The organism is Crocosphaera sp. Alani8, assembly GCF_038442745.1.
Classification (GTDB): domain Bacteria; phylum Cyanobacteriota; class Cyanobacteriia; order Cyanobacteriales; family Microcystaceae; genus Crocosphaera.
The window spans coordinates 1-26001 of sequence record NZ_JARVCN010000359.1 but is presented as its reverse complement, the minus strand read 5'-3'; the positions used below and the strand labels follow the sequence as shown (position 1 = coordinate 26001).

Sequence of the window (26001 nt, the reverse complement as noted above, 5' to 3'; positions counted from 1 at the left end):
CCCCAGTCGCTTTCACCGAATTCCGGTCGATGCGACATTTTTGCGTCGCTCCCGTTAGAAACTAGGGGCTTGCGCCCTCCGTTTTTCTTGGTCATAAATAAGTCGACCCACACCAGGAATTTTCACCTCATTACAAAGAACAGTTTTTTGCCCCATTTTCACAGAAATAACGGGGTGACAGGTATCATGTTTCCGATTAGACCGAATTTTTGCTTGATTCACGTGAATATAGTTCATTATTTCTTGCTTGTGGATACGCCAGCGACCTTTTGGCCCTTTCTTTTTTGAGCTTATTTTTGGCATTCCACTAGCAGAGACGGGAATTTTCCAGCGGCCTCCTTCTCTGAAAGCCCCTTTAATGCGACCCTCGATCGCTAGTTTTCGCACACGCTGAACCGATAAATGAAGCCGAAAAGCAGCTTGAGTGGTTCCAATATAAGTTTGAGAAGTCTCTTTATTAGGCATGGTACTATTGCGCTTTAGTTAGACTCAAATTTAATTGTACTGCTATGATGATCATCCGTTTGTCATGCTCTTGCTTAAATGAAGACTGGGAAACAATAAGAAATTTGCGATCGCAGTAATTATCCCGAAAACAAAGCTTAATGTAAATTATCCTTAAATTATTTAAAAAATCGATAGACAAGCATTGTTATCCAGATGATTCCAGAGGCTAAGAAGATAGGGAAAAGAGAAGGAGTAGAACCGTTTACAAACATTATTACTCCCAGAATTCCTAGTTCAATTGTTAGTAATAAGTTAATAATAGTAAATCTTTTCTTAATTCCTCTTTTTTTAAATTCCAAAAATTTCCATAATATATTAAAAATTGTTGTGAATAAAACGAAAGCAAACCCTAAAGAGTAAAGATCAAAAAATTTTATCCGTGGGCTAAAACTAGAAAATAAAGTTAAAAAAGTCCAAAAGTAGGGAGGTTTATTCGGATAAATTTTACAGCCAACAATATCCACGTCACCTCTATTTTTTCTCCATAATCCTGCTAAAGTATTTCCTTTCATTTGGGAATATTCTACTTTTGCTTGTCCACCTTTATGAACTAATAATCCATAAGAACGATTATTATAAATTTGACAGGAACGAACAGTAGGATTACTTCCTGAATAAATGTTTATTCCTGGCAAATTATTACCATAAATCTCACAGTATTCAATTAATCCTAAGCTATTTTCTTGTATCCAAATTCCGTCTTGTTTATTTTCATAAATATCACAATCTTCTATGATTCCTTATAAACCTGGACGGATAATAATTTCAGTGTCAGGTAAAGCATTATCAATCGCTTCCGAAATCGAGGTAAAGTCACCATTTCCTAATAAATCAACAATCATCACCCCTCCCATTAAATTCCTCATTTCGAGGACAAAAAACCCGTAATCTTTGAAAAACTCCAGTTTAACTCAACTAGCCCTGGTTCATCTTGTTGCCCCAACGTGATATTATTACCACTGGTTTGCTATAAAACGTTGTATAGCGTTTTCCTTATGTCTGTATGTCATTGACCCAAACCGCATCCCAAACCGTCGAAACCCCACCTGCAAAAACCGATTCTATGCAGGACTACTATCGCTTGCAACGTAACTTATTGTTGCTGAGTTTAGTCTTAACCGGAATTATTTTTGTCTCTGTGTGGTACTTCTACACTCTCAATTTAGCCCTCAACTACCTGCTAGGGGCTTGTGTCGGCATTGTTTATCTCAAATTGCTGGCAGGAGAAGTAGAAACAATCGGCACCTCTAAACAAAAAGTTGGTACCAAAGGCCTAGCGATCTTTGCCGCCACGATTATTGTCGCCAGTCAATGGCAACAACTGCATATTTTTCCAGTTTTCCTGGGATTTTTGACTTATAAAGTCGCCATAATCGCCTACACGATTCAAAGTGTAATGGACTTAGAGTTAAAGTAGGGATTGAAACTTAACTTCGTAACCAGATTTGGTGATTCTACCCAATGACAATGTTAAATGGTTTACGCATTATAGACACTTTGCCCCTTGCTGCCTTAGAAGTGGGTCAGCACTGGTATTGGGAGATAGGCAACCTTAAACTACACGGACAGGTATTTATGGCCTCCTGGGTAGTGATAGCCTTACTAATCATAGCCTCCTTACTAGCAACCCGTAACATTCAGATGGTTCCTAGTGGTATGCAAAACTTCATGGAATACGTCCTAGAATTTTTGCGGGACCTAGCGAGGACTCAGTTAGGAGAAAAACACTATCGTCCTTGGTTGCCCTTTATCGGGACCCTGTTCTTATTCATTTTCGTCTCCAACTGGTCGGGATCATTAATTCCTTGGAGACTGATAGAAATTCCCGAAGGAGAATTGGCCGCTCCCACCAACGACATTAACACCACTGTCGCCTTAGCCCTATTAACCTCTCTGGCATACTTTTATGCTGGTTTGAGTAAAAAAGGATTAGGATACTTTGCTAACTATGTCCAGCCAATTCCCGTTCTCCTACCCATCAAAATTCTAGAAGACTTTACCAAGCCCCTCTCCCTAAGTTTCCGTCTATTTGGGAACATATTGGCTGATGAATTGGTAGTAGCGGTGCTTGTATTTCTAGTCCCCTTGTTTGTACCATTACCCCTGATGGCTCTAGGATTATTCACCAGTGCCATTCAAGCCTTGGTATTTGCTACCTTAGCAGGGGCCTACATTCACGAGGCTATCGAGTCCGAAGAAGAAGAAGAAGAACCAGCCTAAAGGTAAAATCTTTTGGAATAAACACGAGATATTCCTTTATCTCTTGTACAAAAGTGACCAAAACGTAAGACAATAACAGAGAAGTACGATAGAGAAAAGTTAAACCAATCATTTTCTCTGACATCTCAAGTCCTTACCGATGGGGATTTCCCCATACATCGTCACCCAAAAGGGAAACTTCTCGCTCCTAAACGTTTAAGCTAATCAATAGCTTGCAACTTATACTGTCTAATAAAATCGAGGAAGAATTAACATGAATCCCACCGTTGCTGCTGCTTCTGTTATCGCTGCTGCTTTAGCTGTCGGTTTAGGTTCCATTGGACCTGGACTTGGTCAAGGAAACGCTTCAGGCCAAGCTGTATCTGGTATTGCGCGTCAGCCCGAAGCTGAAGGAAAAATTCGTGGAACTTTACTTCTAACTTTAGCGTTCATGGAATCCTTAACCATCTATGGTCTGGTAATTGCGTTGGTTCTCTTATTTGCTAACCCCTTCGCTTAAAACCAAAGTCGATGGCAGAGACACCATTTATGTTGTCTCTGCCGACACTAAAGCGTTAAACAAACCAAGACGTAGATGGGTGAACCATGTTTGATTTTGATGCAACTTTGCCCTTGATGGCATTGCAATTTGTTTTATTGGCGATCATTCTCAACGCCATCTTTTACAAGCCCTTGAATAAAGCACTAGATGAAAGGGCAGACTACATCCGCCAAAAGCAAAGCGGAGGGCAAAAAGAGTTAGCTCAGGCCAAAGAACTGGCAGCTCAGTACGAGCAACAACTGGCTGAGGCTCGTAAGCAATCTCAAGAAATTGTTGCCACTGCTCAAGCAGAAGCCAAGCAACTGGCCACAGAAGCTGTAGCGGAAGCCCAGAGAGAAGCCATCGCCAAAAAAGAAGCTGCCGCTCAAGAAATTGAGCTACAACGCCAAGAAGCCCTTAAAACCTTAGAAGAACAGGTTGATGTCCTAAGTCGTCAAATTCTCGAAAAACTCTTAGGCCCAGAATTAGTCAAATAACGATGCTGTCCGTTGACTTCAATAACCGGTATGATCGATTCTTTTTTATTATTAGCCACCGAAAGCCAAGCCGAAGGGGAATCTTTGATTAGTTTCCACTTTGACTTCCTAGAAAGTAACATCCTTAATTTAGCCATTTTGGTAGGGGTTTTGTTCTTTTACGGCCGCAAAGTTGTAGGGAATATCCTCAGCGAACGACGTAATCAAATTACCCAAGCCATTCAAGAGGCTGAAAACAAACAACGTACAGCCGCCGCTGCTTTAGCTAAAGAACAAGAAAACTTAGCTCAGGCCAAGAAACAAGCCGAGACTATTGTTCAAGCTGCCTCAGAAAGAGCGAAAACTCTGACAGCAGAAATTAAGGCGCAAAGTGAACGGGATATTGCTCGTCTCAAAGAAACCGCCGCTGCTGATCTTTCATCTGAGCAAGAAAGGGTGATGGCGCAATTGAAAAAACAAATTGCAGAGCAAGCCATCGCTCAAGCAGAAAGTCAGCTCAAAGCACAAGTCGATAACAACGCTCAGCAACGACTGATAGACCGTAGCATTGCTAGGTTAGGAGGTTAAGGGTGAAAGGATCACTGTTTAGTTCAGAAATCGCTGAACCTTACGCTCAAGCTCTGATGTCCCTGGCACAATCCCAGGACATCACTCGTTCCATTGGGGAAGACTGCCGCAACATTTTGGAAATTTTAGAAGAATCTGCGAACTTACAGTCATTTATTAGCTCTCCTGTTATCAAGGACGAGGATAAACGAGCGGTTTTAAATCGCCTATTAGGAGACGACATCCATCAGTATTTGCGGAACTTTATCATGCTACTGGTGGACAAAAGACGCATTGTTTTCCTACAAGCCATTTGCGAACAATATTTAGCACTGTTGCGGAAATTGACCAATACCGTTTTAGCCGAAGTCACCGCTTCAACGGAATTGAGCGACGGCCAACGGCGCGATGTAATCGATAAAATTAAGACCTTAACCGGCGCAGAGTCCGTAGAACTCAAAACCGATAATGACCCAGAATTAATCGGTGGTGTCATCATCAAAGTAGGCTCCCAAGTATTCGATGCTAGTTTACGAGGACAACTGCGCCGCATTAGCGTCAGCCTCGCCGGAGCCGCTTAAATTTAACCCATTGTCCTTCATTCAATTGCGAAAAAGATCCCACTATGGTTAGTATCAGACCTGACGAAATCAGCAGCATTATTCGCCAACAAATCGAGTCCTACGACCAAAGTGTTCAAGTGTCTAATGTGGGAACAGTTCTCCAGGTTGGAGATGGAACTGCCCGCATTTATGGACTAGAACAGTGCATGGCAGGGGAATTATTGGACTTTGAAGACGGAACCGTTGGTATTGCCCTCAACTTAGAAGAAGATAACGTTGGAGCAGTATTAATGGGAACCGGTTTCGGTATCCAAGAAGGTAGCACCGTTAAAGCCACCGGAAAAATCGCACAGGTTCCTATTGGGGAAGCGATGGTGGGTCGGGTGGTGGACTCCTTGGGTCGTCCTATCGATGGGAAAGGGGAGATTGCTACTACAGAAACCCGTTTAATCGAATCCCCCGCTCCTGGTATCATCGCCCGTAAATCTGTGTGTGAACCCATGCAAACAGGGATCACCGCTATCGATGCTATGATTCCCATCGGTAGAGGACAACGGGAACTGATTATTGGTGACCGTAAAACAGGAAAAACAGCTATCGCTATCGATACCATTATTAACCAGAAATCCGAAGACGTAATCTGTGTTTATGTGGCCATCGGTCAAAAAGCCTCTACGGTTGCTCAGGTGATCGGAACCTTAGAAGAAAAAGGCGCGATGGACTACACCATCGTAGTAGCTGCCAACGCTAACGACCCTGCTACCTTACAGTATCTGGCTCCTTATACCGGTGCAACCTTAGCAGAATACTTTATGTACAACGGTAAGGCCACTTTGGTAATCTACGACGATTTATCCAAGCAAGCTCAAGCCTACCGTCAGTTATCCTTGTTACTGAAACGCCCCCCTGGACGCGAAGCCTATCCCGGAGACGTTTTCTACATCCACTCTCGTTTATTAGAACGAGCTGCTAAACTCAGCGATGCTCTCGGTGCTGGTAGTATGACCGCTTTACCAGTGATTGAAACCCAAGCAGGGGACGTATCTGCTTACATTCCCACCAACGTAATTTCTATTACCGACGGACAAATTTTCTTATCCAGTGACTTATTCAACGCTGGTTTTAGACCCGCCATTAACGCAGGTGTCTCCGTGAGTCGGGTGGGTTCGGCGGCCCAAACCAAAGCCATGAAACAGGTGGCAGGTAAATTGAAGCTAGAACTGGCTCAATTTGCGGAATTAGAAGCCTTTTCCCAGTTTGCCTCTGACCTAGACGCAGCCACACAAGCACAACTAGCACGGGGTCAACGGTTACGTCAAATACTCAAACAGCCAGAAAACTCTCCTTTGGCGGTTTGGGAACAGGTAGCCATCTCTTATGCAGGACTCAACGGCTATATTGACGAGGTTCCTGTGGATAAAGCTACCGAGTTTGCTGCTGGTTTAAGGGAGTATATCGCTACCAGTAAGCCCAAATATCTGGAAATCATCAAGGGTGAGAAAAAACTCACCGATGAAGCAGAAAGCTTACTCAAAGAAGCGATTACGGAGTACAAACAAGCCTTTAGTGCTTAATCATGTTGAGTTGTTATGTTGGTGGTCTTTTGTGGATCACCGACAGATATAAAGTAATCATTAATCAAAAATCACTCTTCTAATTATGCCTAACCTTAAAGCCATTCGCGATCGCATTCAGTCGGTCAAGAATACAAAAAAAATTACTGAAGCCATGCGGTTAGTGGCGGCAGCTAAAGTACGTCGGGCCCAAGAACAAGTTATTTCTACCCGTCCCTTTGCCGATGCTTTAGCTAATGTTCTTTTTAACCTACTTAACCGTCTCAAGTACGGGGATGTTAGCCTACCTCTATTACAACAGAGAGAGGTAAAAACCGTAGCCCTGGTAGTGGTTTCAGGCGATCGGGGTTTATGTGGCGGTTACAATAGTTATGTGATTCGTCGTTCTGAGCAACGGATTAAAGAGTTACAAGCACAAGGAATCGACTATCGTTTAATTACGGTAGGGCGCAAAGCCACCCAATATTTTAGCCGTCGTGATGCTCCCATCGAGACTAAATATACAGGATTAAACCAGATTCCTACTGCAGATGAAGCTGGAGGGATAGCCGATGAATTACTATCCTTGTTCTTATCGGAAACAGTAGACCGTGTAGAATTGATTTATACTCGCTTCGTTTCTCTTATTAGTTCTCGTCCCGTTGTTCAAACCTTAGCCCCCTTAACAATGCAGGGACTAGAAACGGAAGACGACGAGATTTTTCGCCTCATTAGCAACGAAGGTAAATTAGGGGTTACAAGAGACAAGGTAAATCAATCTACGAGTAGTTACCCCCAAGACATGATTTTTGAACAAGATCCCGTTCAAATCTTAGACGCTTTGTTACCCTTGTATATCAATAACCAGTTGTTGAGGGCTTTACAAGAGTCAGCAGCTAGTGAGTTAGCAGCTCGAATGACCGCTATGAGCAACGCCAGCGACAACGCAGGGCAACTAATCGGAACCCTAACTCTATCTTATAACAAAGCCCGTCAAGCAGCCATCACTCAACAATTAATGGAAGTGGTTGCCGGTGCCAATGCTTTGTAAATTCCTGTTTTGTTTTTATGAAGCAAAAAAGCGTTTAGATGTTTCTAAACGCTTTTTTACGTTAGCGAGAAGTTGTTAAACTTCTTTGAAAACTCAGCAACCGTAACCAGAGAGAAGGATACTTTTGTTGCAGTTGATCGGGAAGTTGTTTTAAGAGTCCATTAAACCAGAAAGCAAAAAATAAATTTTTCAAGCTGTCGAAGCTAAACTCAAAATAAGAACCGAGCCAACGAAATATATCTTTATTTCCTGCCATTTCCCAGATCCAAAGTAATAGGGGAGGGTTTTTCCTAGCAGCTTTTAAAGCGAGTCGAGTAAACATTAACCAAGTTGTTTTGTCTTTGATAAAAGTATCGGCTACTTCTGGGGGAGAGTCAGCTAATAAACCAAAGAAAGTGTTTAACATAGAATTAATGCGTTGTGGGGGTAATGTTTTCCCCGTAGGAACCATCATTCCCTTGGAAAATAACCAAGTTACCGCTACATTACTCTGATAGGCACGAATCTGGTTTAAATCCCCTGCTTTGAGTAAATCGTGTTTTAAACAAAAATCTAACAAATAGGTTAATTTATCCAAATTACGTACCAAAGAACCAAAACCAGTAAAAATTAGGGGAGATTGTAAAGAGGCTGCATCCCCAATAGCTACCAGTCGATCGAAAGCTATTTTGCGATCGCCTTTACCCACACTAAAGTGACCGGGAATATAACCAAAAGTTGGCTTTTTCCAGGTCAACTTTTCGAGATCGCAACGACGATATTCCGGTAAAATATTGAAAAAATCTTCGTACATTTCTAACAAAGAACCTGGGTTATCAGGGTTTACCTGATGATAGTGAAAAAGATAAAAAGTTAACTCATTTCCTTCCCCTGGAAATAACTCCCAAATCAATTGTCTCCCTCGAGAAATATCCCCGTGAGAATTCAAAACATCTCCGTATTTATCGTCCCAAACATCCCTATCAATGCCTTCAATAATCGCCCCAACCGTAGGACAAACACTATCAAAAGTTCGCTTACCATTTAATTGCCAAGCAATAGGAGAAGCAGTACCCATCCCATCAACCAATAAACGACCTCGAACTTCTTTGGTTTCTGTTGTTTCTAAATCTACGAAACTAACCGTTACTCCTTCAGTATCAATAGTCCCTTTGATAAATTCTGTTCTCTCCCAAATTTCTCCCCCCGCTTGTTTTAACTTATCACCGCATAATTTAAGTAATCTAGTGGTATCAATAGCAATATTTAAAACCCGTGGAGTATGCAACACATCTGCTTTTAAATGAGAGGGATTATTTGCATCAAAAAACTTATTAAATCCATCCAGATATTCTTTAGCAATAACCGATTCAAATTCATCAATAGTAAACAAACCTAAATCGATTAAACTTTGAAATTCAGACCGAGAAATATTCCATTCACGGTTCATGCGTCCGAACACCAATCGTTCTACCAATAAAACCCTATAGCCTAATCGTGCCATTACCGCAGCGTGAATAGCTCCTAAAGCCCCGCCAACATAGATTAGGTCATATTCTATGTCGCAAGATTGGGAGGGCTGTTTTTGCTGAAAAATCACCTGGTTGGGCTGCTGAGGATTTTTAACATTTTCTCGCCATCGTTTTTCCCACCAATAAACCCGTTGTAAATCTTTGTCTCCTTGGGGCATTTTCTGAAAAAAATGCACTGTTTTCGGGTAATAAGGCTCTAAAGCATCAAAAATTGAAGAAGCAGAAGGATTTAAACCAGGCAGCTGAGGATATTGCTGAGGAAATGCCTTTCTAATGTCATCTTCTAAGCGATCGCAAATCTTTCCTTGTGAGGGAAAAGGTTTGTTTCCCCAACAAAAAACTTTCAGGTAAGTGGTTCGTTGAACCGACCAGAGAAAAATAGATAATTCGGGATCTGCTACTGATGATGAGAAAACTTCAGGAACAACTTGTAAACGAACCCCATCTGGTGTAATCTCTTTTTTGCCCGTTAGAGGAGTCCAATCCTGTTGTAACCAGTGACGTACCTCATCGATGTCAGGGTTGGGAATTTCTAGGTAGGTAATTTCTTTCATGGGGATATGTTAAGAAAAGCAAAAATAAGTAAGCATACAGATTACATTTTGTTGAAAGTAAGGTAAGCTTTCCGTTACTGTATTATGAGAAACTCTTAAAAAAAGTTTACAATTTGCGATGGATTTAGACAATCAACAGTAACCTTATGCATTATCCCATTCCAGCGAGTCCAGAGGAAATATTTGCCCTACGGAGTAAACCAGTCGATGAAGAAATGATTGCCCTTGCCATCACTGGAGTAATCAGTCTTGCCCGTTCTCAGGGACAATCATTAGACGAGTTAACGGCAGAAGTACTAGAGGATGATCCTTTATTAGACAGGGTTCAACGTCGTTGGTTAAGCGATTTAGTTCGTCAAGCGTGGCAAGCTTTGCCCTAAATCAGTTGAATTTGCCATTAACAGGTATGGTAGAAGTTGGGTAATTAAGCAATAATTCTATGATTCACCAACCACCAGCCGGCGCAAGAGATTTACTTCCCTTAGAGGTTGTCCAAAAAGCTTGGATTAATGATACCCTCCAGCAAGTGTTTGGACAATGGGGTTATGAGCGTATCGTTACGTCCACCATCGAAAGACTAGAAACCCTCAAAGCTGGAGAGGCGATCGAAGATGATACGGTAATTCAACTTCATAATAACAGTAGTGGACAGTTAGGTTTACGACCAGAATTAACCGCTTCGGTTGCTCGCGCTGCGGTGACACGGATGACAGATACCAGTTACCCTCAACGACTGTGTTATCGTGCCAATGTTTTTCGGAATCCTCCCAGTAGTCATCATGGTAGACAATTAGAATTTTATCAAGCAGGGGTAGAATTATTATTTTCTGGGGGAACTTTAGCCGATGCAGAAATTTTGCTTTTAATGGCTGAGTGTTTGCAAAAATTACAAATTCCTCGTTGGTATCTTATTTTAGGAGATGCCGGGTTAACTAGATCCTTGTTATCACCTTTTCCTGAAAAGCTACGACAGCAAGTGCGGCATTGTTTAGCGACATTGGATTATGTTCAGCTTGAAAGTTTAGACTATCCTAGTGAGGAACTAAAACAAAGAGCTATTTTGCTGTTTAATTTACGGGGTAAGCCGGAAGATGTCTTATCAAAAGTCTTAAATTTAAGTTTAGATGAAACGGGAAAAAATTGTCTAAATAATTTAAAATCTTTGATAGATTTAGTTCATAATAGTGCTTCTCAACCCTTACCTTTGACCTTAGATTTAAGTTTAATTCAAACCTTTGATTATTATACAGGCATTACTTTTAAAGTTATCGAACAAACCAATAATAAACTACAAACTTTAGGACAGGGAGGACGTTACGACCAATTATTAGGGGTCTATCACCCTGAAAAAAAATCGTCACCTGGTATCGGTTTTTCACTAAATTTAGGGGCTTTACATCGTTGTTTGTTATCTACAGATGTTTTACCCCAAAAGGCTAATTTGATCGACTATTTAGTCGTAGCAAAAAATCCTGAATCTCAAATAGAAGCTTTGAAATATGCTCAACAATTAAGAAATGATGCGCCCTCAGTAAGAGTTACTATCGACTTAGAAAATCGAAACGATGAAGAAATTAAAAAATATTGTCAACAAAATGGAATCAAAAAAATTGTTTGGATAGAAAAAGGACAAGAACCTATCATTAATTAGGTTGAAGAATTACCAAAGTTTTATCTAATTTACCTTTTTACAGTCGTTACAATTGAATAATGAAGAAAAAAATTGTTTTAAGCTTAACCCAAATCATTAAATTATTCATAACTCAATAATCTGATTTAAGCTTGAGCAATATCATTAACCGCCTCATTAAGAACGCTAGGAGATGGGGCAAAATGATCTAGAGTTAATTCTTGAGGATAAGTAGAAAACTCTGGTAATACTTCTTGAATAAACGCTTCTGCTGCTTTGGAACGATAACGATTAGGGTTAATAATAACCGATAAAGTTCTGGTTACCTTAACTTCCTCAAGAGAAGCAACATAAACTTCCTCCATTTTTACTTCTTTTTCAATGGCAGTAATGGAAACAAAAGCAGCACCTAAACCTGCTTGTACGGCATTTTTAATAGCTTCAATGGAGTTTAACTCCATCTCGATACTTAAACGCTTTGTGTCGATACTATAACGAGTAAGAACCTTATCAATTACCTTGCGGATGGTGGATTGAGCGTCTAAACTAATAAAATTAAGACGATATAAATCATCCTTTTGTATTTTTTCTGCCTTGGCCAAAGGGTGATCAACCGGCAAAATTAAAGCTAGTTCGTCTTCAGCATAGGGAATAATTTTCAAAGTGTCTTGTAATTCTCCAGGAACCTCCCCTCCAATAATAGCTAAGTCAACTTGTCCATTGGCTACCCCCCAAGAAGTACGTCGGGTAGAATGAACCTGTAATTGTACCGCTACATCGGGGTATCTTTGGCGAAATAAACCGATCATACGAGGTAAGAGATAGGTTCCCGTGGTTTGAGATGCGCCAACAATTAATGTTCCTCCCTGAAGATTTTGCAAATCTTCGATCGCTCGGCAAGTTTCTTGACAAAGGGTAATAATTTTCTCCCCGTATGATAATAGTAAATAACCTGCCTCGGTTAACTGCGCTTTACGCCCACCGCGATCAAATAAGGGTACGTTTAACTGTTTTTCTAAATTCTGGACTTGTAGACTAACTGCTGGTTGTGACACATACAAAGTGTCCGCCGCTCTCTTGAAACTTCCCTCAGCGGCGATCGCCTTGAGGATACGCAATTGATCTAAAGTGAAAGGAATATCCGCCATAAGTATATTACATAAGCATTTGATTAGTCATCACTTATCAGTTTTTTTTAGTTATAGTTCACTGATTTGCGATAAACCTTACTGATGATGACAGTACCACAACACGGGGAGTATTAGTTTAAAATTAATTTTTTTAAATAATAACTAAGACGGGAACTTTTGATGGCGCATTTTTTTGTCCTATTCCACTCGATGTTGATAATAAGTATCTAGACAAAAATAGAGGATGTCACCCCGAATGTTACTGAGACGAGCGATTTTGTGGTAGCAACCAGGTTCTCTGAGTCTCCGAGAGTAACATATCAACTCTTAGCCTTTGGATCATACCGTCTTTTTCAGGAATCATCTCTCCAAAATAAGCAGCTACTTCCGAGGTTACTTCCGTGGTAATCCATTCTTTTTCTGATTTGTACAGGGTATCGGTTACTCGTTCTGCCATCAGTCCAAGATAACGACTAGTACCGTCGGGCATTGGATAATTTACTATGATAATTCTTGTACTCAAACAATGACGGCAAGGATATTCCCCAATTAAATAGCACAGATCGATTGCTGGTACGATTTTACTACGATAGTTGAAGACCCCGGCTAGATATTCTGGAGCTTGGTAGAGTTTTCTCAGTAGCACTTGGGGAACAATCTCTACAACTTTTGTACTGTCAATGGCGTATCTATCATTACCTAGATGGAATAGTAATAAGAGCATAATTCTTAGTTAAAAATACTGAAAAAAAGTAACAATTAGTCGTTCATAGAAAAGTTTATTCTCTTTTTATCTTACCTTTTTCGGTCGACTTTGTTTCAGCAAAAACTATTTCTTGTGATGGATATACTTAGGAAAAATAAATTAACGGAAAATCTCTTATAATTAGAACAGTAAACTGCTATTTAATTGAGCGATTTTTATCATCGAATAATCCTAATAACGGTCCCAAAATAAACCCAAAAACAAACCCTCCTGCATGGGCCCAATAAGCAACCCCACCGCTTTCCGTACCTACGTTGTTTTGAACATTTAAACTGGCAAAACTGTATATAGCTTGTTGAATAAACCAGAAACCTAAAAAGAAAACTGCCGGTATTCTTGGCGTTATAATGAAAAATCCCAAAGGCACTAAAGTTAGAATTTGAGCTTTAGGGAAGCGTAAAATATAAGCCCCCATCACTCCTGCGATCGCTCCACTAGCCCCAAGAGAAGGTATTTCTGAATAGGGTGAAAAATACCATTGACTTAAACCTGCTAACGCCCCACAAGTTAGATAAAAAAATAAGTATTTAACATGACCTAATTTGTCTTCAACATTATTGCCAAAAATCCACAAAAATAACATATTTCCTGCTATATGTAAAAAACCACCATGAAGAAACTGGGAGGTAATTAAGGTCATCCATTCGGGAACGGGATGATAAAAATCGACTCCGCTAAATCCTGCGGTTAATTGTTTGGGGACAATGGCATAATACTGGAAAAATTGAGCGAGTTCATCAGAACTTAGATTTATTTCATGCCAGAAAACTACAATGTTAATAGCAATCAATCCATAGGTAACATAGGCAGTTCGTTCTGTAGGATTGTTATCGTTTAAAGGAACCATTTTTGAAAGTCAGAAGTTAAAATTTCTATATCAATTATAGGCTTACTGAGGGTGTCAAGTCCCCTCGGTTCAAGTAACAATAGTTCAATCAAAAATTACTTAGAGCCTAATTTTAAATTTTTAATCACGATATATATTTCCTTGATTATATTTTTATTTTAACATCTGTTTTGTGGGGTTACTTTATGGAAATCAAGCGATCGCTTGTGCCACAACATCCACTCCCCCAAAAACGTGAGTTCGGAGTTGAATCTTTTTCGAGGAGAGAATTAGCCTTGTATAGTCTTAATTTTGGCCAGTTGTCTATAAATTCCCTTATGTCGAACTCAAGTCAACAAGTTCTAGTATGAGGAAATCTCACTTGAAAAATTGAGCGGAAGAAAAGATAATAGTTATTATTTCATTAAAATCACGTTAACCTATAACCAGATCAACAAATACTAGAAAACAAAATGATGTTTATCGATCCACACATACACATGAGTGCCAGAACCACTGATGACTATCAGGCCATGGCGAAATCTGGAATTGTAGCAGTCATCGAGCCAGCTTTTTGGTTAGGACAACCACGTACCAGTGCTGAAAGCTATAAAGATTATCTTAATTCTCTAATTGGTTGGGAGAGATTTCGTGCTAGTCAGTTTGGCATCAAACACTACTGCACCATCGGTTTAAACTCAAAAGAAGCCAACAATGAAGCATTAGCAGAAGGAGTAATGGAAGTATTACCCCTTTATGCTTGTAAAGAGGGAGTAGTAGCCATTGGAGAAATTGGTTATGATGACATGACTCCGGCTGAAGATAAATACTATCGTCTCCAATTAGAATTAGCCAAAGAATTAAATTTACCTGTAATGATTCATACCCCACATCGGGATAAAAAAGCAGGAACATCTCGCAGTATGGATGTTTGTCTAGAACACGGTTTAGAGCCAGCTCAGGTAATCGTTGACCATAACAACGAGGAAACCGTTAAAGAAGTGTTGGATCGAGGTTTTTGGGCTGCCTTTACCCTTTATCCCCACACAAAAATGGGTAATGAGAGAATGGTTGAGGTGGTGCGGCAGTATGGTTGCGAACGCATTATTGTTGATAGTAGTGCAGATTGGGGTATAAGTGATCCTTTAGCTGTCCCAAAAACTGCTCAACTAATGATGCAAGAAGGAATTCCCGAAGACCATATTAAAGCTGTCTGCTATGAAAACGCCCTAATTGCTTATAGTCAAAGTGGACAAATTAAAGAAAGCGATTGGTTAAATTCTTCACCTATTGATCAACGTCACTTGCATAGTGGGAACTCGGTACTTAGAGGACAAAAACCATTGGTGGAATCAACTCCAAAATCAGACATTGTTATTGTTTGATCGTTGCTGAATAAACAGTCAAAGAGATCAAATAATCAGTTTGAATTTTGTGGCAATTGTGCTTAATGGTTCGATACAACTTCTATTAATTTTTATTCACTAATCTGAGTTCAAGATAAGCAAAGGGAGGAGTAGTCAGCTAAAAATAAGGCAAATATTCAGTCACTCCTCCTTATGTTTAGTATGGGAACTTCTAATTAAAAAAATGGGAACGTATTTAATCACAGGAGCTAATCGAGGAATAGGTTTAGAATATTGTCGTCAACTCAAACAACGACGACATAATGTCATTGCCGTCTGTCGAAAAGCTTCCGCAGAATTAAAAGAGTTAGATGTATCCATAGAAACTGGTGTTGATGTTACTTCTGATGCAGACATAAAGCGATTGGTAAAAAAACTCGATAATCGACAACTCGATGTTTTAATTAACAATGCTGCTATTGTAGAAAGATTTTCTCTTTCAGATTTAGATGTTAATAGTATTCGTCGCCAATTTGAAGTTAATTCCCTTGCCCCTTTGAAAATAACTCATGCTTTGCTCCCTAATTTAAGACCAGGTTCTAAAATTGTTCTCATGACCAGTCGTATGGGTTCAATTGAAGATAATACTTCTGGAGGTTCTTATGGATATCGAATGTCAAAAGCCGCTTTATGTATGGCTGGTAAGTCCTTATCTATTGACTTAAAATCTAAAAATATTGCTGTCGCTATTCTTCATCCAGGGTTAGTTAAAACTCGAATGACTAATTTTAATCCCAATGGTATTACTACAGAACAATCAGTAAAAGGATTGATTGCTCGTATTGACGAATTAAATCTAGAAAATACGGGTACTTTTTGGCATTCTAATGGAGAAATACTACCTTGGTAATCTGAGTTCGGAGTTCAGAGTTCGGAGTTAAGTTTTTTCGACTTTGTGGTTAAAAAATTCAACTCAAAACTTAGTTCAACTAATCTCACTAAACAGTTTTTCCCAATTAATTACAGGTGATCTTTCTCCTGAATTAATAATATCAAAAGCTTTATTTATTGTAACTTCATAATTCAAACACTCAACACAAGCACTAGCCACATCAATTCTGCTAGTGTCTCCATTTAAAGTATCCCCAGTACCCAGAATAATCCCTTTTTTTCCATCGGTTTTAGCTCTAAGTAAAGTATTAAGATCATAAGAAGTGTAGGGACCATCAATCAATCTTCCAGGTCTAATAATTGTGTAAGATAATACAGACTGTTCAAGAGCTTTTTCTGCACTCAGTTTAGCATCAAGCACGCCAAATGTATTAAGTATATTAAAAGGTAATTTATCTTTTCTTAAAACCCCACAAGAAGAGACAAAGACAAATCTTTTGATATTTTTAGAGGTTGCTAAAATCAAATTTTTTACCCCTTCACTATCCACTATTTGAGGACTATTCTTAGCTTCAAAAAAATTAGCAAAATCCCATCTTTGAGAAGGAAAAGCAGTAGTTCCTGTGCAACAGATAATATGAGTAACATTTTCTATAGCTCTTTTTAAAGTATCAGGATAACGAATATCTCCAACCACAATATCAACTTGATCATTAAACATTTTTTCAGCTTTGCTTTTATTTCTTGTTAAAGCACGCACGGAAAGATTTTTTTCTAATAATTTGGCTACGACTAATTGACCAACCCCACCCGTAGCACCTGCCACTAAAATTAAATCTGAATTATTTAGCATTGATTTGGATTACTTTTTTTATTGATAGTTTAAAATCTTACTAAAATTTGAGTTCAAAAATCAAACCCATTTAATTTCATCACAGATAAAAAATAGGCTCTATAAGGCTTTCACTTATTTTTTTCTCAAAGTCCCATTAACAAGATAATCAGGATTGGACAAATAATGTAAAGATATTTTAAGTGAGCTAGAATATAAAATATTCCTTTAAATCCATAATTCTATGAAATCCTTATCACTTATTGTGTTATTAGTCTTGGGATTTGTTCCTGTTTCTGAGGTTGAGGCAAAAGATCCCCCTGCTGAAACCTATCAACCTGGTTATTGGCAACCTGTAGCCAGATTTGATAATAAGAGAATCGTAGAAGTTAATATTATCAACAACACAGATGTTCCTATCGAATACGATTTAACAGACATCGAAGCGATGAACCCTCAAGCTTTGCAACCAGAACAAACAGGAAATTTAAACGGTTTTGGCAGTTCTGCTAACATTGTTATTTATCCTCTAGTTAACGATGCTACTGACTTCAATTTACGTTACAAAGTAGCCGTAGACGAAGATAATAACGTTATTAACGTATCCGTCATCAAGGATAAGCCCAGTTTTCTAGGACATCGTTCCATAAATTTACAACGAACCGGGGCTGTTTATCTCTACTAACAGTTGAAGATGCGGACGGAGAGACTCGAACTCTCACGCCAAAGACACTAGAACCTAAATCTAGCGCGTCTACCAATTCCGCCACGTCCGCATTTTATTATCCGACTTACAATCATAACATACCTTTTGTTAATATCAAGATGTTTTTTTACTCTTGCCTTTTGCCTTTTTTCGTAATTGATGAGAATGGGACATTGCGGGGCGAGAAATCTGGCTAGGTATTTGGTCGGCATAAATAGGAACAGTAAAGTGGAATTGACTGCCATGATCCTTACCTTGGGACTCCGCCCAAATTTTGCCACCCCAACCCCGAACGATTTGGCGACAGATAGCCAAACCTAAACCAGTCCCCCCTGCACTGCGTCTTAATGCCCCTTCTTCTTGGTAGAAACGGTCAAAAACGGTTTCTAAGCGTTTTGGTTCTATCCCCCTACCAGTGTCAGCTACGGTGACCTCTAAATTGTAAGGATTATTACAACTAACTTCTAGGCTAATTTTCCCTTCCTCGCTGGTAAATTTGCAAGCATTGTCCAATAACTTAGCCAAAACTTCCACTAACCATTCTCCATCTGCTTTCACCAGAGGCAGTTCATCCTTAACTCGATTTTCGATTTTTGGTAGGGGTGTTTCTTTGTGGCGCGCCCGCACATTACTTAAGGATAATTCTACGCATTCGTGTAAATTCAACGCCTCGATATTCCATTCTACCCGTCCGCTTTCTAACTGGGAGAGGGTTAAAAAATCTTGCACCAGTTTTCGCATTCGTTCAGCGTCTTGTAAAGCCGTGTTAAGCATTACTTGACGCAACTCTGGGGACATATCCGGTTCTGAGGCCAAACTTTCTAAACAAACTTGAATAGTGGATAGAGGGGTTCTCAATTCGTGACCGGTGATGGCCACTAAATTAGAACGAGTGCGATCGAGTGCTTCTAATTGTTCATTGAGATCCTGAAGATTAGCATAGGCTTCTGCTTGGATTAAAGCTACCCCAATTTGAGTTGCGATCGCATTAACTAAACCGACATCGTCTTCTTTCCAAGTCATGGGTTTTGGCCCACAATGATGCAACTCCAACATTCCTAACAGTCGACCTCGATATAAAATCGGCACCAACATCCAGGACAATATAGAACAACTATTAACTAAGATTTGCAGAGACTTCCCAGATAATTTTCCTTCCTCTGCGGTATCAGTCAATCGAGAATCCCTGGTGGCGTTATTGATGGTCAAAGCATCCCGTAATTCAACCACTTCTTGAAATAAAGGGTTATGTTTTAGGGGCCAAGTTTGCCCTTTAATCGAAGCAATACCCTGATTGAGAAATTCGTGTTCAATAGTCGCTGTGGTGTCTGTTTCTCTGCAACGGTAAACTAAACAACGACACACCCCCAAACCTTCCCCCAACTTCTGGACAGCAATTTGCAAAATTTCGTCGGGATCTAGGGATAAACGGATAGCAGTGGTAACGGAGTTAATTAAACGTTCTTTTTGCTCTTTAGCAGCTAATGAACGATTGGCTTTAAGGAGTTTATACTGCCCTGCTTGTAAATAGGTAACTAGCCGTTGTACAAAGGGATCGGGATTATTGTGGGTGACATCCCAGGTGGTGTTGTCAGTTTCACCCTGTTGTATAACCATTTGACTAGCAATATCGGGGGGTAAATATTTTTCACGGGCGATTTGGACTTTTTCTTTTAGTTCTGGACGATACTCTACGATAGTGTCCAGAAGAATATGAGCGGCGTATTGAGTAACTTGACGATCAAAGGTAGACATTCCCTCAAAACGACGATTATTATCTACTGAAGCCGTCATCTGTTGCCGTCCAGGGATTCCTTTTTCTTGACAAATGAGACAACTGGCATAACTGGAGCCAAGAACCACCAAATGCCATTCTGTAGTTAAAGTATCGTCAGGGGCAAAAGCAATGGTTTCGTATTCCTGAGAACAGTTTTTAAACTCGGCCTCAGGGGCAGCCAGGACATAAACCTGATTGCTTTTTTGGGCGATGCGCCGATATCGTTGAGCTTCTTGACGATAAAATCGTTCTCTCTGAAAACTAGCGATAACTAATGGCTGCTCTGATCCTGCTAATACCTGATCCTCCATAGCATGGGACAGGGCAGTTAAGGAAGCCTTAAAGTACATCTGAGGCCGCCATTGAGGAAAAATTTGCAGTAGTTGTGTTAAAACCGATTTTGATCTGCTCATCAATGATTGTGTCCAAGATACCCTAGCAAAATCGAGGCTCTTTTGCCATTCTATCTTAAACGGAAATCAAGCATTTCCCAAGAGCTAAAGCCAGTGGAGAAATATATTGTTTTACGCCATAGGTTTTTAGACACTGTTAATCTTGACTAGAACTGGGAAACTAAGGGACTAGGGGATTAAAGAACCAACAAATCACTTTACCTTTGTCTTCCTATTTCTTAACAATTCTTAACCTAATGATGTTGATCTGAGGGTTTTATCTGGGAAATTTAACAATTTGAGAACGATTTGAGAAATCACGCTTATAATCGGTACAGGATTCATTGTGATCTGAACATACTTCTTAGTTAACGTTTACATTTAGTTATCAATTTGTTGCAATGCCGCGAATACTCGTAATCGAAGATGACGATGCCATCAGAGACCTGATCGCCACCAATTTGGAGATGGCAGGTTATGACATCAAACAAGCACCAGACGGCATTAAAGGACAGGCCTTAGCCGTCCAATTACAGCCCGATTTAATCATGCTGGATTTAATGCTACCCAAAGTAGACGGGTTTACCGTTTGCCAAAGACTCCGTAGGGATGACCGCACCGCTGATATTCCCGTTTTAATGTTATCTGCTCTGGGTCAAACCCAAGATAAAGTCGAAGGTTTCAACGCCGGAGCCGATGATTATTTGACCAAACCCTTTGAGTTAGCAGAAATGTTGGCTAGGGTACGGGCCTTATTAAGACGAACCGATCGCATTCCACAAGCGGCCAAACATTCAGAAATCCTCAATTATGGTCCTCTGACTCTAATTCCAGAGCGTTTTGAAGCCATTTGGTTTGAGGATACGGTTAAGTTAACTCACTTAGAATTTGAGTTACTACACTGCCTACTACAACGTCATGGCCAAACGGTTTCCCCAAGCGAAATTCTCAAGGAAGTGTGGGGTTATGATCCCGATGACGATATTGAGACAATCCGCGTCCATATTCGTCATTTACGAACAAAGTTAGAACCCGACCCCAGACACCCCTGTTACATCAAGACGGTTTACGGAGCCGGTTACTGTTTAGAGTTACCCAGTTCTGAACAGGTGCCCTTATCTACCGATGCTGCAGTGGTGTAAATGGTTCCGAAATATAGGGATTTATTGGTGGCAAAATCCCTGAATAACGTGGAAGTGGGGGGAAATCTGAAACATTGGTTCACTAGAACACAGTGTGCGATGGAGTAAGATAGTAAATTCAGTGTTTGAACCATTGAGTAATCATATTTTCTCCTTATGTCACCCCCCATTCAACTTCTTTCCCCTGAGATTATCAATTTAATCGCTGCGGGAGAAGTAATTGACTCTTTGGCGGCTGTTGTTCGCGAATTGGTTGAAAACGCTATTGATGCTGATGCCACCCGTCTGACTATTTCCGTGTTTCCTGAACTTTGGCAGGTAGTGGTGGCGGATAATGGTCAGGGAATGTCTTTAGATAATTTATACCAGTGCGCTCAGGCCCATCATACCAGTAAGATTTGTTACTTAGATGACCTCTGGAAGATTACTAGTTTAGGGTTTCGCGGGGAGGCTTTGTTTAGCATTACCCAAGTTGCTCAGTTAAGCATACAGAGTCGTGACCCTACAGACAAGAGCAATGGATGGTATGTTGAGTACAATCAGCAAGGAAAGGTAGATAAAGAGATACCTTCGCCGATGGCACCAGGAACCATTGTGACAGTTTCTAACCTGTTTGGGTCTATTCCTGTTCGTCGTCAAGGTTTACCAGCCTTCTCATTGCAATTAAAGGCGATACAGGGAACAATTGAAAACCTATCCCTTTGCCATCCCCAAATTACTTGGCAGATTTACCATAACCAGAAACTTTTGCTCAGTATTGGTGCGGCAAAAACACCCCAACATATTTTACCCCAGTTATTAAAGCAAGTACATTTTCATGATCTACAGTTCACTTGCGAAACCATAGACACTCCCAGGCAACAACAAGCTAGGATAGAGATGGTTTTAGGTTTACCCGATCGCTGTCATCGAGGTCGTTTAGACTGGTTAAAAATAGCTGTCAGTGGTCGTGTGGTGCGATCGCCTTATTTAGAACAAACTGTTTTAGGTGCATTAAGTCGCACTTTGCCCAAAGGTCGTTTTCCTGTTGGGTTTATCCATTTAATCATACCACCATCGGAAATCGATTGGAATCGCCATCCAGCTAAGACAGAAATTTATTTACAATCTCGAGAATTTTGGCAAGAAAAAGTTACAGAAATTATTGAAAAAACTTTAAAATTATCCCCCATAACTATCAGCGTCGCCAACCAGAATCAGCGTGTTAAAAAACTCCTCAAAGCTTCAGAAAGCAAAGGAAATTATCAAGTTAACTCTTCTAATTCTACCGAATTAGAACTAATTAGATTGCGAGCAGTAGGGCAAGTTAATAAAACTTATATTGTTGCTGAACATAGTCAAGGTTTATGGTTAGTTGAACAACACATTGCTCATGAAAGGGTTTTATACGAACAGATACAAGATCAATGGCAATTGATTCCTGTAGAACAAGCAATTATTCTCACACAATTATCCTTAAAACAAGTAGAACAATTAGAAAGAATTGGCTTAGAAATTGAACCATTTGGAGAGAATACTTGGGCTGTTCGCACTGTACCACAATTGCTAGAAAATCGGGAAGACTGTCCAGATGCTTTAATAGAATTAAGTTTAGGAGGAGACTTAGAAACTGCACAGGTAGCAGTGGCTTGTCGTAGTGCAATTCGGAATGGGACAGTCTTAGAAATAGCTCAAATGCAAGAGCTTCTAGATAGTTGGAAAAGAACCCGAAATCCTCGAACTTGTCCCCACGGAAGACCCATTTATTTATCCTTGGAAGAATCTTCTTTATCTCGATTTTTTCGTCGTCATTGGGTCATTGGGAAAAGTCATGGAATATAAAAATAATAGTATAAATTTAAAATTATAAATAGTTAATATTAGCAAGCAATCTCTTGAATTTTAGTTTTGATTAGGTAAAGTTTTAGGTATCTGATAGTAGGGATAACTTAATTTTTACTACACTTTCAAGTAAGTAGTCGGACATAAATATAGTTAACTGTCTTAAGAAATGTAAATTATTTGTCACCCCTTAAGGTGCGCTTTCTCTGCTACCTTCTTTGCTTACCTCACAGTAATGCTGATTTTTGTCCAGGCACTTAGATAGATTTGCCCTGATAAATTAAATCAGACTATGGCTCATTTGTATTAGTCAAATGTTAAAGAAAATCGACTATTTTTGGAACACTACAATTTTTATGTATATCCTCATAGGACTGTTTACTCAAATTAAAATCAAGGAGAAATTTAATGGCGATTTTTAATGTAACCCAAACCACAGATGATGGAACCGGGTGCCATCTTGCAAGCAAATCAATTACCTGGGGATGACACCATTAGTCTAGACACTGACGTACGGATGACTGGGGTAATGAAACGCCTCATTGATAGCAATATTACCATTCAAGGAAACGGCAACAGTATTAGTGGGGATGCCAATGGCAATGGAACGGCCGATGAAGAAGATGTGCGTCCCTTGTTTATTTTGTCAGGAACGGTGGATATCTCGGATGTAACCATAACAAATAGCGTAGCCAAAGGAGGAAATGGAGGAGGAGGAGGAGCAGGTATGGGAGGAGGCTTGTTTATCTATGAGGGTGATGTCTCCTTAAACAATGTTAACTTCAACGAGAATAGGGCTATAGGCGGAAATGGCGGAGAATTCGCAGGTGGGGGTTTATTCGGTGACGGAAACTTGGGTGGTGGGGGTCTGTTTGGAGATGGGGGTGATGGTGGCTACGTTAGGGTTGACTTCAGTAATGGCCGCTATGGCTATTACTCTGGTAATGGTGGCTACGGGGGTTATGGCAACTACATGGGGGGAGGCGGTTTTGGCTACGTTGGCACTGGGAACGGCACCACGGCAGGAGACTTTGGTGGTGGCGGTGGCACCACAGGAGGAGGACTCGCGGGAGGAGGATCTGCCGGTAACGGAGGCTTTGGAGGAGGAGGAGGAGCTGCTCTCGATGCCTATGGGGCAAGGGGAGGTAATGGGGGTTTTGGCGGAGGGGGTGGAAATGCTGTCGCTGATGGCTTCAGGCTATTTGGATATGCAGCCGACGGAGGTGATGGAGGTTACGGAGGAGGGGGAGGAGCTGCTACAGGGGATCCCGGGTTCTATGGCTACTTTAGCAATGGCTATTACAGTGGCGGTGCTGGTAGAGGAGGCTTTGGTGGTGGTGATGGCATGGGTGGCTATAGCCGTGGTAATGGAGGAGGAGGTGCTGGCATGGGTGGTGCTATTTTCGTCCGTAGTGGGATTGTGGATCTCAATAATGTTGACTTCACTAATAATAGTGCTACTGGTGGTACGGGGGCTAATGCTGGACAAGGTCTCGGTGGGGCTATTTTTGTCATGCAGTCTACCACCAACTCCAATGGCAACAACCAGGGGATGCCAACCACCCTGGCTACTGTGACCGCTTCTGGTATATCTTTCCGTGGTAACAGTGCCGCTGATGATGCTGGAACTGCCACCAATAATGATGACTTGTTTGGCTCTATAGGTAGTCTTGATATTGGACTCTATGATGCTAATAGTGATACTTTAATTACTCCTCTTGGAAATAATGACAAAATTCTCGCCAGTACATTGGCAGACACAGAAGTAACTATTGCTGCAATAGTGGCAGAAAATAGTCTGTTATTCGGACAAGCTGAAAGTATGTTTATTAATCTCAATAATGGCGATGTTACCCGCACTGAAAATGTTGAGCCTTATGCTCTATTTGGGGATGATAATCAAAATTATTTTGGGGGGATTCTTCCAGCAGGAGAAAATACCATTAGCTTTGATGTTTATTCTCACAATAATCTTCAAGGAGATTTATTAGGAACAGTAACTCGAAGTTTTACCATCATTGATAATTTAGCTGGAGAACTCAAAATTGGACTCTACGATGCTGATAGTGATACCTTGATTACCTACCTTGAGGGGAATGATGAAATCTTAGCAAGTACATTGGCGAATCGAGAAGTTACAATCGCTGCAGAGATTCCTGAAGAGAGTATTTTATTTGGACAAGCGGAGAGTATGTTTCTTGATCTCAATAATGGTGATGTTACCCACACTGAAAATGTTGAGCCTTATGCTCTATTTGGGGATGATAATCAAAATTATTTTGGGGGGATTCTTCCAGCAGGAGAGAACACTATTAGCTTTGATGTTTATTCTCAAAATAATCTTCAGGGAGATTTATTGGGAACAGCTACACTAGATTTTGAAATTGTTAATGATTTAGGAGTCTAGTTCCTGGTGGCTACTTTGCCCACGTCTTCATGGACATCTTGAACTCCATAGTATTAAATGTTTTAGGAAATTGCTGGATTTTTTGTTTAACCAGCAATCGGACTCAGATGGGCTATATCGAAGAGATTCGCAAAGCGGTGCCTAGCTTCCACCGCTTTTTCTTTTCTAAATTATAATCTGATGAACTACGATTATCCGCTTCGCTGAGATAATCGTTTCTGACGCTTCTTCGCCCCTAGTTGCCTCATACTTCCGCACAAGGTAGAGCTAGGTGACTCTGCGTCTAAAGAGGACAGTTCCTGCCCCCTTGCCCAGTTTAAACACACCTGGGCTGCTGCGACATCTCTATCGCAACTATAAAGGCACTTTTCGCAGTTATGTTGTCGTTCTGCTAATGTCTTTTTCTTTTGATGACCACAATTAGGACAAGTCTGAGATGGCCTGACTTTTCGGGTAGGAACCTCAATATAAAAACCACCTGCTTCGGTAATTTTGCTTTTAATTAATGATTTTAGATTACCGATTCCAACGTCAAGAATTGATCTATTTAATCCAGTCTTTTGACGCTTTCTTTTGCTACCTGTCTTAGCTTTTTTGGTCATTCCTTTTAGGTTTAATTTCTCAGTTGCCACCAAGCTATTACTGCTTACAATTTGTGTGGAAACTTGATGATGCCAGTTTTGTCTTTGACGACCAACTTTGCTTTGGATTTTACCGACTTTTTTAATAGCTTTTTTCCATCTTCTAGACCCTTTTACTCCAGAAATGTTGAATGTCTTTAGAAAACTTTACATATCAAATTAGACTAACCCT

General features: G+C 40.3%; 26 protein-coding genes and 1 tRNA gene. 16 read left to right on the top strand and 11 right to left on the bottom strand.

Features of this window, described 5'->3' with window-relative positions:
- Positions 1–54 precede the first annotated feature (54 nt).
- The 3 genes from P9B04_RS18380 to P9B04_RS18370 form a co-directional block, all read right to left on the bottom strand.
- Positions 55–465 carry a DNA-binding protein gene (locus tag P9B04_RS18380; protein WP_342056426.1) on the bottom strand — a complete coding sequence of 137 codons (411 nt, stop codon included), beginning with the start codon at positions 463–465 and terminating at the stop codon, positions 55–57.
- 158 nt (positions 466–623) lie between these two features.
- Positions 624–1241: a right-handed parallel beta-helix repeat-containing protein gene (locus tag P9B04_RS18375; protein ID WP_342056428.1), complete on the bottom strand. Its 618-nt coding sequence runs from the start codon at positions 1239–1241 to the stop codon at positions 624–626.
- A gap of 6 nt (positions 1242–1247) precedes the next feature.
- Positions 1248–1373, bottom strand: a complete 126-nt coding sequence (locus P9B04_RS18370) for a hypothetical protein (protein WP_342056425.1) — start codon at positions 1371–1373, stop codon at positions 1248–1250.
- A 137-nt stretch (positions 1374–1510) separates the two neighbouring features.
- Between P9B04_RS18370 and P9B04_RS18365 the strand changes: the two genes are divergently transcribed.
- The 8 genes from P9B04_RS18365 (at position 1511) to P9B04_RS18330 (ending at position 7457) form a co-directional block, all read left to right on the top strand.
- Positions 1511–1924, top strand: coding sequence for an ATP synthase subunit I (locus P9B04_RS18365; RefSeq protein ID WP_342056424.1), 414 nt, complete (start codon positions 1511–1513; stop codon positions 1922–1924).
- 44 nt (positions 1925–1968) lie between these two features.
- Positions 1969–2727: a F0F1 ATP synthase subunit A gene (gene atpB, locus P9B04_RS18360; RefSeq protein ID WP_342056423.1), complete on the top strand. Its 759-nt coding sequence runs from the start codon at positions 1969–1971 to the stop codon at positions 2725–2727.
- Positions 2728–2980: 253 nt separating this feature from the next.
- Positions 2981–3226 carry an ATP synthase F0 subunit C gene (atpE, locus tag P9B04_RS18355; protein ID WP_007303504.1) on the top strand — a complete coding sequence of 82 codons (246 nt, stop codon included), beginning with the start codon at positions 2981–2983 and terminating at the stop codon, positions 3224–3226.
- A gap of 86 nt (positions 3227–3312) precedes the next feature.
- A complete protein-coding gene (locus P9B04_RS18350; protein WP_342056422.1) occupies positions 3313–3744 on the top strand; it encodes a F0F1 ATP synthase subunit B' in 432 nt (143 codons plus the stop codon).
- Positions 3745–3774: 30 nt separating this feature from the next.
- A complete protein-coding gene (locus P9B04_RS18345) occupies positions 3775–4311 on the top strand; it encodes a F0F1 ATP synthase subunit B (RefSeq protein WP_342056421.1) in 537 nt (178 codons plus the stop codon).
- Positions 4312–4313: 2 nt separating this feature from the next.
- Complete coding sequence (atpH, locus tag P9B04_RS18340; protein ID WP_342056420.1) at positions 4314–4871, top strand: ATP synthase F1 subunit delta; 558 nt, start codon at positions 4314–4316, stop codon at positions 4869–4871.
- Between the two features lie 44 nt (positions 4872–4915).
- Positions 4916–6427, top strand: coding sequence for a F0F1 ATP synthase subunit alpha (atpA, locus tag P9B04_RS18335; protein WP_342056419.1), 1512 nt, complete (start codon positions 4916–4918; stop codon positions 6425–6427).
- 85 nt (positions 6428–6512) lie between these two features.
- Entirely contained in the window at positions 6513–7457 is a 945-nt protein-coding gene (locus P9B04_RS18330) for a F0F1 ATP synthase subunit gamma (protein WP_342056418.1), read from the top strand.
- Positions 7458–7518: 61 nt separating this feature from the next.
- Here the strand turns inward: P9B04_RS18330 and P9B04_RS18325 are convergent, their stop codons facing one another.
- Positions 7519–9522, bottom strand: coding sequence for a flavin-dependent dehydrogenase (locus tag P9B04_RS18325; RefSeq protein ID WP_342056417.1), 2004 nt, complete (start codon positions 9520–9522; stop codon positions 7519–7521).
- A gap of 146 nt (positions 9523–9668) precedes the next feature.
- On the opposite strand from P9B04_RS18325, the gene P9B04_RS18320 reads away from it, so the two are divergent.
- Positions 9669–9902, top strand: a complete 234-nt coding sequence (locus P9B04_RS18320; protein ID WP_342056416.1) for a hypothetical protein — start codon at positions 9669–9671, stop codon at positions 9900–9902.
- Between the two features lie 59 nt (positions 9903–9961).
- A complete protein-coding gene (locus P9B04_RS18315; protein ID WP_342056415.1) occupies positions 9962–11173 on the top strand; it encodes an ATP phosphoribosyltransferase regulatory subunit in 1212 nt (403 codons plus the stop codon).
- 125 nt (positions 11174–11298) lie between these two features.
- On the opposite strand, the gene P9B04_RS18310 is transcribed toward P9B04_RS18315, so the two are convergent.
- The 3 genes from P9B04_RS18310 to P9B04_RS18300 form a co-directional block, all read right to left on the bottom strand.
- The gene (locus P9B04_RS18310; RefSeq protein ID WP_342056414.1) at positions 11299–12300 is read right to left on the bottom strand and encodes a LysR family transcriptional regulator; all 1002 of its coding nucleotides are present in this window, start codon (positions 12298–12300) and stop codon (positions 11299–11301) included.
- A 241-nt stretch (positions 12301–12541) separates the two neighbouring features.
- Positions 12542–13006: a chemotaxis protein CheW gene (locus P9B04_RS18305; protein WP_342056413.1), complete on the bottom strand. Its 465-nt coding sequence runs from the start codon at positions 13004–13006 to the stop codon at positions 12542–12544.
- A gap of 178 nt (positions 13007–13184) precedes the next feature.
- Positions 13185–13895: a rhomboid family intramembrane serine protease gene (locus P9B04_RS18300; RefSeq protein WP_342056412.1), complete on the bottom strand. Its 711-nt coding sequence runs from the start codon at positions 13893–13895 to the stop codon at positions 13185–13187.
- A 452-nt stretch (positions 13896–14347) separates the two neighbouring features.
- Between P9B04_RS18300 and P9B04_RS18295 the strand changes: the two genes are divergently transcribed.
- Entirely contained in the window at positions 14348–15259 is a 912-nt protein-coding gene (locus P9B04_RS18295; RefSeq protein ID WP_342056411.1) for a TatD family hydrolase, read from the top strand.
- Positions 15260–15464: 205 nt separating this feature from the next.
- Entirely contained in the window at positions 15465–16130 is a 666-nt protein-coding gene (locus tag P9B04_RS18290; protein WP_342056410.1) for an SDR family oxidoreductase, read from the top strand.
- A gap of 75 nt (positions 16131–16205) precedes the next feature.
- On the opposite strand, the gene P9B04_RS18285 is transcribed toward P9B04_RS18290, so the two are convergent.
- Positions 16206–16964 carry an SDR family oxidoreductase gene (locus P9B04_RS18285; RefSeq protein WP_342056409.1) on the bottom strand — a complete coding sequence of 253 codons (759 nt, stop codon included), beginning with the start codon at positions 16962–16964 and terminating at the stop codon, positions 16206–16208.
- Between the two features lie 223 nt (positions 16965–17187).
- Between P9B04_RS18285 and P9B04_RS18280 the strand changes: the two genes are divergently transcribed.
- A complete protein-coding gene (locus P9B04_RS18280; RefSeq protein WP_342056408.1) occupies positions 17188–17628 on the top strand; it encodes a hypothetical protein in 441 nt (146 codons plus the stop codon).
- A gap of 10 nt (positions 17629–17638) precedes the next feature.
- On the opposite strand, the gene P9B04_RS18275 is transcribed toward P9B04_RS18280, so the two are convergent.
- A tRNA-Leu gene (locus P9B04_RS18275) sits at positions 17639–17719 on the bottom strand.
- Positions 17720–17763: 44 nt separating this feature from the next.
- Positions 17764–19839, bottom strand: a complete 2076-nt coding sequence (locus tag P9B04_RS18270; protein ID WP_342056407.1) for a DICT sensory domain-containing protein — start codon at positions 19837–19839, stop codon at positions 17764–17766.
- A gap of 380 nt (positions 19840–20219) precedes the next feature.
- On the opposite strand from P9B04_RS18270, the gene P9B04_RS18265 reads away from it, so the two are divergent.
- The 3 genes from P9B04_RS18265 (at position 20220) to P9B04_RS18255 (ending at position 25188) form a co-directional block, all read left to right on the top strand.
- Positions 20220–20960 (top strand): response regulator transcription factor, encoded by a 741-nt coding sequence (locus P9B04_RS18265; protein WP_342056406.1) that lies wholly within the window; start codon positions 20220–20222, stop codon positions 20958–20960.
- Between the two features lie 156 nt (positions 20961–21116).
- Positions 21117–22781: a DNA mismatch repair endonuclease MutL gene (gene mutL, locus P9B04_RS18260; RefSeq protein ID WP_342056405.1), complete on the top strand. Its 1665-nt coding sequence runs from the start codon at positions 21117–21119 to the stop codon at positions 22779–22781.
- A 439-nt stretch (positions 22782–23220) separates the two neighbouring features.
- Positions 23221–25188 carry a hypothetical protein gene (locus P9B04_RS18255; protein ID WP_342056404.1) on the top strand — a complete coding sequence of 656 codons (1968 nt, stop codon included), beginning with the start codon at positions 23221–23223 and terminating at the stop codon, positions 25186–25188.
- A gap of 191 nt (positions 25189–25379) precedes the next feature.
- Here P9B04_RS18255 and P9B04_RS18250 read toward each other — a convergent pair whose 3' ends face one another.
- Positions 25380–25955: an RNA-guided endonuclease InsQ/TnpB family protein gene (locus tag P9B04_RS18250; RefSeq protein ID WP_342056427.1), complete on the bottom strand. Its 576-nt coding sequence runs from the start codon at positions 25953–25955 to the stop codon at positions 25380–25382.
- Positions 25956–26001 lie beyond the last annotated feature (46 nt).